We start from the raw sequence: 11,817 nt of genomic DNA, 5'->3' as shown, positions 1-11,817 counted from the left end.
CTGTGGTGTGCGGGGCGGCCGGGGAGGGGGCCCGGCCCGGGGGCTCAGCCGCGGGTGAGCAGCGAGCGGGCGAAGAACGCGAGGTTCGCGGGACGCTCGGCCAGCCGGCGCATGAAGTAGCCGTACCAGTCGGTGCCGTAGGCCACGTAGACGCGCATGCGGTGGCCCTCCGCGGCGAGCCGCCGCTGCTCGTCGTCCCGGATGCCGTAGAGCATCTGGAACTCGTAGTCCTCGTTCTTGCGGCCGGCGCGGAAGGCGAGGTCCTGGGCGATGGCGACCATGCGCGGGTCGTGCGACCCGACCATGGGGTAGCCCTCGCCCGCCATCAGGATCTTCAGGCAGCGGACGTACGCCTTGTCCACCTCGGCCTTGTCCTGGAAGGCGACGGTGGCGGGCTCCTTGTACGCGCCCTTCACCAGCCTCACCCGCGAGCCTTCCCCGGCCAGCGCGCGGCAGTCGTCCTCGGTACGGAAGAGGTAGGACTGCAGCACCGCGCCGGTCTGCGGGAAGCGTTCCCGCAGCTCGGCCAGGATGGCGAGGGTGGAGTCCACGGTGGTGTGGTCCTCCATGTCCAGGGTGACCGTCGTGCCGATCGCGGCGGCGGCCTCGACGACCGGAACGACGTTCTTCAGGGCCAAATCGTGGCCGCCGGGCAGGGCCTGCCCGAAGGCGGAGAGCTTGACCGACATCTCGGCCCTGGCGCCCAGGCCCAGCGGCTTCAGGCCCTCGACCAGCTCCAGGTAGGAGTCCCGGTTGCGGAGCGCCTGCGCGGGGTCGGTGATGTCCTCGCCCAGCACGTCCAGGGTGACCTCCAGACCGGCGTCGGCCAGGGAGCGGACGGCGGGGACGGTGTCGCCCAGGGTCTCGCCCGCGATGAAGCGGTCGACGACGGAGCGGGTGACCGGCGCGGCCGAGACGAGACGGCGCATTTTGTCGCTGCGCGCTGCGGCGAGGATCACGGGACCCAGCACGGGACACCTCCACGGTTCACGGATGACAAATGCCGAGCGTGCAAGGCGCGCCGGCAGGACGAGCCACCAGAAACGTAAGTTTCACGGTACGTCGGTAGCCATCGACAGCTGTCACGCCTTCGTGTCCGGGATCTCAGACAGATGTATGAGAATGTGCGGGGACAATGGCGCAGACGTGACCGGAGAGGAGCCAGGCGGCGCATGCCAGGGGACTACGAGCAGCTGGTGGACGAGATCTCGGCGGCGCTCGGCGCGCCCGCGACGCTGGAGGACCGGGACTTCCGGCTGATCGCGTTCGGCGCGCACGAGGGCGACGACGACTCGATGATGGACCCGGTGCGGACCCGGTCCATCCTCCAGCGCCGCTCCACGGCCGCCGTCCGCGCCTGGTTCGAGGGGTTCGGCATCGCCCGCGCCAAGTCCGCGCTGCGCATCCCGCCGGACCCCGCGGCCGGGGTCTTCAAGGGCCGCATCTGCCTGCCCGTACGCCACCGCGGCATCGTGCACGGCTACGTCTGGCTGCTGGACGACGGACACCTCAGCAACCTGGAGCTGGGCGGCCGCGGCACGCCGCCCGACCCGCGTATCGAGCAGGCCATGGAGACCGCCGCACGGATCGGGGCGCTGCTGGCGGCCGAGGCCCGCGCCGGTGCCGAACTGGGCGACCTGCTGCGGGAGTTGCTGCTGAGCGGGGCGGCGGACCGGCAGGCGGCAGCGGCCGCGCTGCGCGGCGCCCTGCGGCCCGGCGCGACCGAGGCGCCGCTCGCGGTGGTCGCCGTGACGCCCTGGGACACCTCCGACACCGACGCGGCCCCCCTGCCCGGCCTGCCGGGGCTGCTCGCCGCGAGCGCGATGCCGGCGGGCGCGGCCGGCACGGAGGGCGCGGACGAGCGCCCCGGCGGGCCGCCCGGCGCGGGCGCCCGGTCCGGCACCACCGGCCACACCCTCGCGGCCCTCGTACGCCTGCGGACGGCCGGCGGGCTCGCGCCCGCGCACTCGGCCGCCGAGCACCTGCTGCGCTCCCCCCGGGCCGGGGGCGGGGCCGCCGCCGGTCTCGGGGCCACCCGCGAGGAGCTGGCCGCGCTGCCCGGCGCCTGGCGCGAGGCGCTGGCCGCCGCGCGTGCCGCGCACGCCGAGCCGCGACTGGGCCCGGTCGCGCAGTGGGACGCCATCGGCGCGTACCGCCTGCTGACGGGCCTCCCGGTCGGTACATCGGATGAAACGATTCGCCCGCTGCTCTCCCCCACCCACGCCGAACTGGCGCGCACCGTCGAGGCGTTCCTGGACTGCGCGGGCCAGGCCAGCCGCACCGCCCAGTCGCTCGGCATCCACCGGCAGACGCTCTACTACCGGCTGGGCCGGGTGGAGAAACTCACCGGCCTGGACCTCGACGAGGGCTCCGACCGCCTCCTCCTCCACATGGCACTGAAGTCGGCACGGCTGTAAGGGACTTCACCCCACACCCCGCGGCGGGGTACCACTCCCCAGCGCCTCATCCGTAACACGGGGAAACGTGCCCGTCATCGCGCGCGCGGTCGTGGGTAACACGCCGTTCCTAGGGTCCCCGCCATGGACACAGGGCTGTACACCGAGGCGGGGACCACGCCGGCCGTGCCGGGGGACGGGCCGGCGGACGGCGGACGGGCGGCGGACGAGACGCTGGAGGACTACACCCTCCGGTTCGCGCCGCGCAGCTACCGCCGGTGGACGCCGATGGTCGTGGCGACCACCGCGCTGGGCGGCATCGCCTACCTGGCGGACTTCTCCATCGGCGCGGGCATCGGCCTCGCCCACGGCACCGGCAACGCGCTGGCCGCGATCCTGCTCGCCGCCGCGGTCATCTTCGTGACCGGCTTCCCGCTCGCGTACTACGGGGCGCGCTACAACATCGACCTGGACCTGATCACCCGCGGCTCCGGCTTCGGGTACTACGGCTCGGTGCTCACCAGCGTCATCTTCGCCAGCTTCACCTTCATCTTCTTCGCCACCGAGGGCTCGATCATGGCGCAGGGGCTGAAGCTCGGCCTCGGACTGCCGCTGTGGCTGGGCTATCTGGTCTCCACCCTCCTGGTCATCCCGCTGGTCGTGTACGGGATGAAGGCGCTCAGCAAGCTCCAGGTGTGGACGACGCCGATCTGGCTGCTGCTGATGGTCGGGCCGCTGGTGTACCTGGTCGCCACCGACCCCGGCACCGTGCGGCACTTCCTGGCGTATCCGGGGACGTCCGGCGACGGCGGCCTGAACACCGCCTCCGTCCTGCTCGGCGCGGGCGTGTGCCTGTCGCTGATCGCGCAGATCGGCGAGCAGATCGACTATCTGCGCTTCATGCCGCCGAAGACGCGGGCCAACCGGCGCACCTGGTGGACCGCGGTGATCATGGCGGGGCCCGGCTGGGTGGTGCTGGGTGCGCTGAAGCAGGCCGCCGGCATCTTCCTCGCCGTGTACGCCCTCGCCGAGGTCGCCCCGGCGGCCGCCGCCGAACCGATCCAGCAGTTCAAGGGCGCCTTCGACGCGATGCTCCCGGCGTGGCTCGTCGTGCCGCTGGCCGTGGTGCTGGTCGTGATCAGCCAGATCAAGATCAACGTGACCAACGCCTACTCCGGCTCGCTGGCCTGGACGAACTCCGTCACCCGGGTCACCAGGCGCTACCCCGGCCGGATGGTCTTCGTCCTGGCCAACCTCACCATCGCGCTGGTCCTGATGGAGGCCGACATGTTCAGCTTCCTCAACGCCGTGCTGGGCTTCTACTCGAACTGCGCCATCGCCTGGATCGTCACGGTCGCCACGGACATCATGGTCAACAAGTACCTGCTCAAACTCTCCCCGCACGCCCCCGAGTTCCGCCGGGGCATGCTGTACGCGGTCAACCCCGTCGGCGTCGTCGCCTTCACCGCCGCCTCCGGCCTGTCCATCGCGATGTACTTCCACGCCCTGGGCGACACCCTCCAGCCGTACTCCCCCGTCGCCGCGGCACTGCTCGCCTTCGTCCTCACCCCGCTGATGGCCGTCGTCACCAAGGGCCGCTACTACCTGCGGCGGACCGACGACGGCATCGCCGAACCGCTGCTGGACGCGGACGGCAACCCCAGCGCGCACACGTACACCTGCCACGTCTGCCGGCAGGAGTTCGAGCGCCCCGACGTGGCCGCCTGCCGGACGCACGACGCGGTGATCTGCTCGCTGTGCCTGAGCACCGACCGCACCGGCACGCACCTGCTGCCCGCGGCGCCGCCCGCCGCCTGACGCCCGCCGTGACGCCTGCCGCGGTACGCGCACACGGGGCGACGCCTGCCCGTGCCGAGCCGGGCAGGCGCCGCGCAATGGTGCGAGCGGAGAACCGCCCCCTGGGTCACCAGCGCCCCGTGTCCTCTTCGCCGGTCTCCTTGGTGCCCTTCATGCCCTTCATACCCTTGCGGGTCTTGTCGGCCGGGCCCGTACGGCCGGTGGTGCCGCCGGTGGTGCCGGTGCCGTCGTCGAACTCCAGCTGCTCCCGGCGGACTTCGGTCGACACCTCCTGCTGCTCGGTGACCCGGTCGGTCTCCAGCCGGACCCGCTCGTAGGCCACGGTCTCCTTGCTGATCACGGGCTCCTCGCGGTGCAGCGTGATGTCGTACTCGCCGTCCTCCAGCTTCGCCGGCTTGCCGCCGGTGCGACGGGCCTCGTCCTCCGGGATCCGCTCACGGGTGATGCGGACCTCTTCGTGGCTGACCGGCACGGTCTGACTCACGTTCTCGGTGACGACGCGCTTCCGCAGGTGCGCGTGGCCGCTCTCGTGCTCCTCGACACCGAACCGGGCCCGCTCCTCCGACAGCGTCATCTCCGGGTTCTGCTCCTTGCGGGAGTGCCGGTCGTCGGTGGGGCCGCCACGCGACATGGCCATCTGCCCGGCGCCCGCGCCGGCCAGCGGCCGGTCGGCCTCGGGACGCGTGTGCTGCCCGGCCATGCCGGCCGCACCCGCGGTACCCATGCCACCCGCGGCTGCCGCGGTGCCCGTACCTCCGGCCTGCCCCGCGTCGCGGCCCATACCGGTCCGGCCCGACCGGGTCAGACCGTAGTGCCGGTACAGACGCTCCTCCTCCGACGGTTCCAGGTGTCCGTCGGCGTCCATGCGCGGGGCGTCCTTGATCATGTCCTTGGTGTGCGGAACACGGAGCGCGTCGTCCACCCGCGTACACCCGGCCAGCGGGACGAAGGTCTCCTTCGTACCGAACAGCCCGGTGCGCACCGTGATCCACTCCGGCTCATTGGTGGCGTCGTCCCGGTAGACCTGCTGGACGGAGCCGACCTTGGCACCGTCGGCATCGATCACATTCAGCCCGGCCAGGTCATGAGGGGTGTCACCCAGAGGTGCATTCATGGCGTCTCTCCTTTCGCGCGCGCCTGCAGGAGAGGCACGCACCTCTCCCATTGCGCACCCCCTGGAGCCGCCGAGCGAGTCGGGAGCACGGGAGCGCGGCTCCGGCTACCGGTCCGTACCGGTCCCGAAGCCGCTCATGAGGGCGGAGCGCGGCACCGTCCGGCCCGGCGCCCCGCCCCCCGTCGCTACGCCATTCGAGTGAACACCCTCGTGGCTCAGCTGCCGCTGCCGTACGGGCGGGTGATCAGCTCCATGTAGTGCCCGTCCGGATCGGCGAAGTACACGCCCCGGCCGTTGTCGTTGTGGTTGATCTCGCCCGGGCGGGTGCGGTGCGGGTCGGCCCAGTACGTGAGGCCCTTTTCCTGGATCCGCTGGAACCCGTGGTCGAACTCTTCCTCGCCGACCAGGAACGCGTAGTGCTGCGGGGTGATCTTCCCGTCGTCCTGGGCGAAGTCGAGGGTGACGCCGTTGTCGGTCTCCACGGGCAGGAACGGCCCGAATTCGGGCTTCACCTGAAGCCCGAGAATGTCCGCCAGGAACTCCGCCGACCGCTTCCGGTCACTGGCGTGGACGATCGTATGGTTCAGCTCAACTGCCATGAGTGGCCTCCCTCTTGGTCCCTGCCGAGCCTAGGCGCCGAGCGCCCCGCCGCCATCGGCCGCGGGTCGGATGGGGGTGGGCGGCGGGGCCTAGGTCTGCGGGTCCGTGACGGGGCCCGCCCCTCTCCTCCGAGCCCTGGCAGGGCCCCTCCCTCTCCCCAACCGCTGGAAAGGCCCCCGCGGCAAGACCCCCTCCCCCGCCTCCACCGCGCATACCGCGAAGGTAGCGCGGCCCCGCAGTCCCGCGGGGGCCCTGTGGATAACCGCCGAACGCGGCGAAGGGCCCGGACGGAAGGAATCCGTCCGGGCCCTTCGTACGGGCTGCGGGCCGTCAGTCGGTGAGGTTGACCGTACGGGCCGAGGTCGCGCCGATCTCGTCGGCGATCTCGCCGAGGACCGGGGCCGCGATCGTGTCGTCGACGGTCAGCGCGACCAGCGCCTCGCCGCCCACGTCGGCGCGGGAGACCTGCATGCCGGCGATGTTGATGCCGGCCTCGCCCAGGATCCGGCCGAGCGTGCCGACCACGCCGGGACGGTCGCTGTAGCGCAGGAACGCCATGTGGTCGGCGAGCGCCAGGTCGATGCTGTGGTCGTTGACCGCAACGATCTTCTGCTGGTGCTTGTGGCCGGCCAGCGTGCCGGAGACGGAGATCTCCTCGCCGCCGGAGAGGGTGCCGCGCACCGTCACGACGTTCCGGTGCTCGGGCGACTCGCTGCTGGTGGTGAGGCGTACCTCGACGCCGCGCTCCTGCGCGAACAGCGGGGCGTTGACGTACGACACCGTCTCGTCGACGACGTCCTCGAAGACGCCCTTGAGCGCGGAGAGCTCCAGCACCTTCACGTCGTGCTGGGTGATCTCGCCGTACACCTCGACGTCCAGGCGGACCGCGACCTCGCCCGCGAGCGCGGTGAAGATCCGACCCAGCTTCTCGGCCAGCGGCAGACCCGGCTTCACGTCCTCGGCGATCACGCCGCCCTGGACGTTGACCGCGTCCGGGACCAGCTCGCCGGCGAGCGCCAGGCGCACCGAGCGGGCCACCGCGATACCGGCCTTCTCCTGCGCCTCACCGGTCGAGGCGCCCAGGTGCGGGGTGCACACGACCTGGTCGAACTCGAAGAGCGGGGAGTCGGTGCAGGGCTCGGAGGCGTAGACGTCCAGGCCGGCGCCGGCGACCCGGCCCTCCTTGAGGGCGGCGGCGAGGGCGGCCTCGTCCACGATGCCGCCGCGCGCGGCGTTGACGACGCGGACGGACGGCTTGACCTTGTGCAGCGCCTCGTCGCCGATGAGGCCGACGGTCTCGGGGGTCTTGGGGAGGTGGACCGTGATGAAGTCCGAGACCTCCAGCAGCTCGTCCAGGGAGAGGAGCTTGACGCCCATCTGGGCCGCGCGGGCCGGCTGGACGTACGGGTCGTAGGCGACGACCTTCATGCCGAAGGCGGACATGCGCTGGGCGACCAGGACGCCGATGCGGCCGAGGCCGACCACGCCGAGGGTCTTCTCCGCCAGCTCCACACCGGTGTACTTGCTGCGCTTCCACTCGCCGTTCTTCAGCGCCGTGTTCGCCTGCGGGATGTTCCGCGCGGTGGCGACGAGCAGGCCGCAGGCCAGCTCGGCGGCGGTGACGATGTTGGAGGTCGGGGCGTTGACGACCATCACGCCGGCCTTGGTGGCGGCGGAGACGTCGACGTTGTCCAGACCCACGCCCGCGCGGGCGACGACCTTGAGCTTCTTGGCCGCGGCGATGGCCTCGGCGTCGACCTTGGTCGCGGAGCGCACCAGGATGGCGTCGACGTCGGCGATGGCGGGAATCAGCTCGGCGCGGTCCGCGCCGTTGCAGTGCCGGATCTCGAAGTCCGGACCGAGCGCGTCGACGGTCGCGGGCGACAGCTCTTCGGCAATGAGTACGACGGGTTTGGCGGAGGCAGTGCTCACGTGGTCTTCAGTCCTCACTTAGTCCTTCGCGGACGGCCGTCCCGACGGCCGAAGGCGGTGAAGGGGGCAGCCGCGTGGAAGACGCACGACGTTGTGAGCCTGACGCGCTTGTGGTCAGCAGTGTAGTGGCGTTTCAGAGCTCCTCCTTCGCCGGAGCGGAAGGATCACCCGTGCGTGGTTCTACGCAGTGGACAAGGCAGTGGCGCGAGGGGCCGTACCGGTGCGGTACGGCCCCTCGGCCAGGAGGCTTACGCCTCCTCGTCCACCCAGCTCATCAGGCCACGCAGCTTCTTGCCGGTGGTCTCCAGGAGGTGGTCGGCGTCGGCCTTCTTGTACTCGTTGTACTTCGGCAGACCGGCCTCGTACTCGGCCATCCAGTTGTTGGCGAAGGTGCCGTCCTGGATCTCCGCGAGGACCTTCTTCATCTCGGCCTTGGTCGCGTCGTTCACGATGCGCGGGCCGGTGACGTAGTCGCCCCACTCGGCGGTCTCGGAGATGGACCAGCGCATCTTCTCCAGGCCGCCCTCGTACATGAGGTCCACGATGAGCTTCAGCTCGTGGAGGCACTCGAAGTACGCGATCTCGGGCTGGTAGCCCGCCTCGACCAGGGTCTCGAAGCCGGCCTTGACCAGGGCGGCGGTGCCGCCGCAGAGCACGGCCTGCTCGCCGAACAGGTCGGTCTCGGTCTCCTCGGTGAAGGTCGTCTTGATGACGCCCGCACGGGTGCCGCCGATGCCCTTGGCGTAGGACAGGGCCAGCGCGAAGGCGTTGCCGGAGGCGTCCTGCTCGACGGCGGCGATGCAGGGCACGCCGCGGCCTTCCTCGTACTGGCGGCGGACCAGGTGGCCCGGGCCCTTCGGGGCGACCATGCAGACGTCGACGTTGGACGGGGGCTTGATGAAGCCGTAACGGATGTTCAGGCCGTGCCCGAAGAACAGCGCGTCGCCGTCCTTCAGGTTGTCCTTCACGGACTCCTCGTAGACCTTGGCCTGGATGGGGTCCGGCACCAGGATCATGATGACGTCGGCCTCGGCCGCCGCCTCGGAGGGGCTCACCACGCGCAGGCCCTGCTCCTCGGCCTTGGCCTTGGACTTGGAGCCCTCGTGCAGGCCGACGCGCACGTCGACGCCCGAGTCGCGCAGCGACAGCGCGTGGGCGTGGCCCTGGCTGCCGTAGCCGAGAACCGCGACCTTACGGCCCTGGATGATGGACAGGTCGGCGTCGTCGTCGTAGAACAGCTCGGCCACTTCGGGTATCTCCTTGGTACTAGCTGGTGCCCACAGACTATGCCGGGGCTGGGGGGTGTGAGCTCAGGGTCTCGCCATGCGGGCAGCGGCCGCGGGCGAGGGGGTGCGTTCCGGCCGTGCCCCCACGGCCGGGTGACGCTTCGGTCAGGCGGAGCGCTCCAGGGCGCGCAGCGAGCGGTCGGTGATGGACCGGGCGCCGCGCCCTATGGCGATCGTGCCGGACTGGACCAGCTCCTTGATGCCGAACGGCTCGAGCATCTTGAGCATGGCCTCCAGCTTGTCGGCGCCGCCGGTGGCTTCGATGGTGACGGCCTCCGGCGAGACGTCCACGGTCTTGGCGCGGAACAGCTGGACGATCTCGACGATCTGCGAGCGCGTCTCGTTGTCCGCGCGGACCTTCACCAGGACCAGTTCGCGGTGGATGGCCGAGGACGGCTCCAGCTCGACGATCTTCAGGACGTTGACCAGCTTGTTCAGCTGCTTGGTGACCTGCTCCAGGGGGAGCGATTCGACATTCACGACAATGGTGATGCGTGAGATGTCGGGGTGCTCCGTGACACCGACGGCGAGTGAGTCGATGTTGAAGCCGCGACGGGAGAACAGCGCGGCGATCCTCGCCAGGATACCCGGCGTGTTCTCCACCAGGACGGAGAGCGTGTGCTTGGTCATGGGCTCGGTCTCTTCTCTTCTGTCCTGGCCGTCAGTCTTCTTCGTTGTCGCCGAAGTCGGGGCGCACCCCGCGGGCCGCCATGACCTCGTCGTTGGAGGTGCCGGCGGCGACCATCGGCCAGACCATGGCGTCCTCGTGGACGATGAAGTCCACGACGACGGGGCGGTCGTTGATGGCGTTCGCCTTGGCGATCACGGCGTCCAGTTCGGCGGGGTCCTCGCAGCGCATCGCCACGCAGCCCATGGCCTCGGCCAGCTTCACGAAGTCGGGGCAGCGGGTGCCCAGGTTCTTCTGCTCGGCGGCCTCGGGGCCGGCGTGCAGCACGGTGTTGCTGTAGCGCTGGTTGTAGAACAGGGTCTGCCACTGGCGGACCATGCCGAGTGCGCCGTTGTTGATGATGGCGACCTTGATCGGGATGTTGTTCATCGCGCAGGTGACCAGCTCCTGGTTGGTCATCTGGAAGCAGCCGTCGCCGTCGATCGCCCACACCGGGCGGTCCGGCTGTCCGGCCTTGGCGCCCATCGCGGCCGGGACGGCGTACCCCATCGTTCCGGCGCCGCCGGAGTTCAGCCAGGTCGCCGGCTTCTCGTAGTCGATGAAGTGGGCGGCCCACATCTGGTGCTGGCCGACGCCCGCGGCGTAGATGGTGTCCTCCGGCGCCAGCTGGCCGATGCGCTGGATGACCTGCTGCGGGGAGAGGCTGCCGTCCTCGGGCAGGTCGTACCCGAGCGGGTAGTGCTCGCGCCAGCGGTTCAGGTCCTTCCACCAGGCGGCGTAGTCGCCGGGGTGGCCGGCCTCGTGCTCGGCCTGGACCGCCACGATCAGGTCGGCGATGACCTCGCGGGCGTCGCCGACGATCGGCACGTCCGCCATGCGGTTCTTGCCGATCTCGGCCGGGTCGATGTCCGCGTGGACGATCTTGGCGTACGGGGCGAAGCTGTCCAGCTTGCCGGTGACGCGGTCGTCGAAGCGGGCGCCCAGGGCGACGATCAGGTCGGCCTTCTGCAGCGAGGTGACCGCGGCGACCGAGCCGTGCATGCCCGGCATGCCGAGGTGCTGCGGGTGGGTGTCGGGGAAGGAGCCGAGCGCCATCAGGGTGGTGGTGACGGGGGCGCCGGTCAGTTCGGCGAGCACCTTCAGTTCGGCCGTCGCGCCGGCCTTCATCACGCCGCCGCCGACGTAGAGCACGGGCCGCTTGGCCGTGGTGATCATCCGGGCCGCTTCGCGGATCTGCTTGGCGTGCGGCTTGGTCACGGGGCGGTAGCCGGGCAGGTCGGTCTGCGGCGGCCAGGAGAAGGTGGTCTTCGCCTGCATGGCGTCCTTGGCGATGTCCACCAGGACGGGGCCAGGGCGGCCGGTCGAGGCGATGTGGAAGGCCTCGGCGATCGTCCGGGGGATGTCGGCCGGGTCGGTCACCAGGAAGTTGTGCTTGGTGATCGGCATCGTGATGCCGCAGATGTCCGCCTCCTGGAAGGCGTCCGTGCCGATCGCGGCGGAGGCGACCTGGCCGGTGATCGCGACGAGCGGGACGGAGTCCATGTGCGCGTCGGCGATCGGGGTGACCAGGTTGGTGGCGCCGGGGCCCGAGGTGGCCATGCAGACGCCGACCTTGCCGGTGGCCTGGGCGTATCCGGTGGCGGCGTGGCCGGCGCCCTGCTCGTGGCGGGCCAGGACGTGGCGGACCCGCTTGGAGTCCATCATCGGGTCGTACGCCGGGAGGATCGCACCGCCGGGGATGCCGAATACGGTGTCGGCCCCGACCTCCTCGAGAGAGCGAATGAGGGACTGCGCGCCCGTGACGTGCTCGACGGCGGTGGGCTGCTGCGCCCCGCCGGTACGGGCCCGCGGCTGCGGATGGTGGGCCCCGGAGGCCTGCTCGGTCATCTGCGTCTCTTCTCGGAGGTGAGGGTTTTGATGGGGTTTGGCGGTGCTGGTGCAACAAAAAACCCCTCGTGCCGGTAGGCAAGCGAGGGGAGCGCGTCGGTGCGGTGCGCCGGGATGTTCAGGTCCCGGCTTCAGCCGACGCGCTGTCCAAGTACG

9 protein-coding genes are annotated in these 11,817 nt (G+C 70.8%); 2 read left to right on the top strand and 7 right to left on the bottom strand.

Going from position 1 to position 11,817, the window contains the following annotated elements:
- Nucleotides 1–44 precede the first annotated feature (44 nt).
- Nucleotides 45–971 (bottom strand): proline dehydrogenase family protein, encoded by a 927-nt coding sequence (locus ABZ840_RS09705; protein ID WP_361556016.1) that lies wholly within the window; start codon nucleotides 969–971, stop codon nucleotides 45–47.
- 201 nt (nucleotides 972–1,172) lie between these two features.
- On the opposite strand from ABZ840_RS09705, the gene ABZ840_RS09700 reads away from it, so the two are divergent.
- On the top strand, nucleotides 1,173–2,417 hold the full coding sequence (locus tag ABZ840_RS09700) for a helix-turn-helix domain-containing protein (protein ID WP_361556013.1): 1,245 nt from the start codon (nucleotides 1,173–1,175) through the stop codon (nucleotides 2,415–2,417).
- 123 nt (nucleotides 2,418–2,540) lie between these two features.
- Nucleotides 2,541–4,214 carry an allantoin permease gene (locus ABZ840_RS09695; protein WP_361556010.1) on the top strand — a complete coding sequence of 558 codons (1,674 nt, stop codon included), beginning with the start codon at nucleotides 2,541–2,543 and terminating at the stop codon, nucleotides 4,212–4,214.
- 106 nt (nucleotides 4,215–4,320) lie between these two features.
- Here the strand turns inward: ABZ840_RS09695 and ABZ840_RS09690 are convergent, their stop codons facing one another.
- From ABZ840_RS09690 to ABZ840_RS09665, 6 genes are all read right to left on the bottom strand, one after another.
- Entirely contained in the window at nucleotides 4,321–5,328 is a 1,008-nt protein-coding gene (locus ABZ840_RS09690; RefSeq protein ID WP_361556007.1) for a PRC and DUF2382 domain-containing protein, read from the bottom strand.
- A 215-nt stretch (nucleotides 5,329–5,543) separates the two neighbouring features.
- A complete protein-coding gene (locus tag ABZ840_RS09685) occupies nucleotides 5,544–5,927 on the bottom strand; it encodes a VOC family protein (RefSeq protein ID WP_361556004.1) in 384 nt (127 codons plus the stop codon).
- Between the two features lie 331 nt (nucleotides 5,928–6,258).
- The gene (serA, locus tag ABZ840_RS09680) at nucleotides 6,259–7,860 is read right to left on the bottom strand and encodes a phosphoglycerate dehydrogenase (RefSeq protein ID WP_361556001.1); all 1,602 of its coding nucleotides are present in this window, start codon (nucleotides 7,858–7,860) and stop codon (nucleotides 6,259–6,261) included.
- Nucleotides 7,861–8,108: 248 nt separating this feature from the next.
- Nucleotides 8,109–9,107 carry a ketol-acid reductoisomerase gene (ilvC, locus tag ABZ840_RS09675; RefSeq protein WP_361555998.1) on the bottom strand — a complete coding sequence of 333 codons (999 nt, stop codon included), beginning with the start codon at nucleotides 9,105–9,107 and terminating at the stop codon, nucleotides 8,109–8,111.
- A 144-nt stretch (nucleotides 9,108–9,251) separates the two neighbouring features.
- A complete protein-coding gene (ilvN, locus tag ABZ840_RS09670) occupies nucleotides 9,252–9,776 on the bottom strand; it encodes an acetolactate synthase small subunit (RefSeq protein WP_103832993.1) in 525 nt (174 codons plus the stop codon).
- A gap of 31 nt (nucleotides 9,777–9,807) precedes the next feature.
- Nucleotides 9,808–11,661, bottom strand: a complete 1,854-nt coding sequence (locus ABZ840_RS09665) for an acetolactate synthase large subunit (protein WP_361555994.1) — start codon at nucleotides 11,659–11,661, stop codon at nucleotides 9,808–9,810.
- Nucleotides 11,662–11,817: the final 156 nt, after the last annotated feature.

The sequence above is a fragment of the Streptomyces sp. NPDC047117 genome, assembly GCF_040643545.1.
Classification (GTDB): domain Bacteria; phylum Actinomycetota; class Actinomycetes; order Streptomycetales; family Streptomycetaceae; genus Streptomyces.
This window is presented reverse-complemented; position numbering and strand designations above follow the sequence as displayed.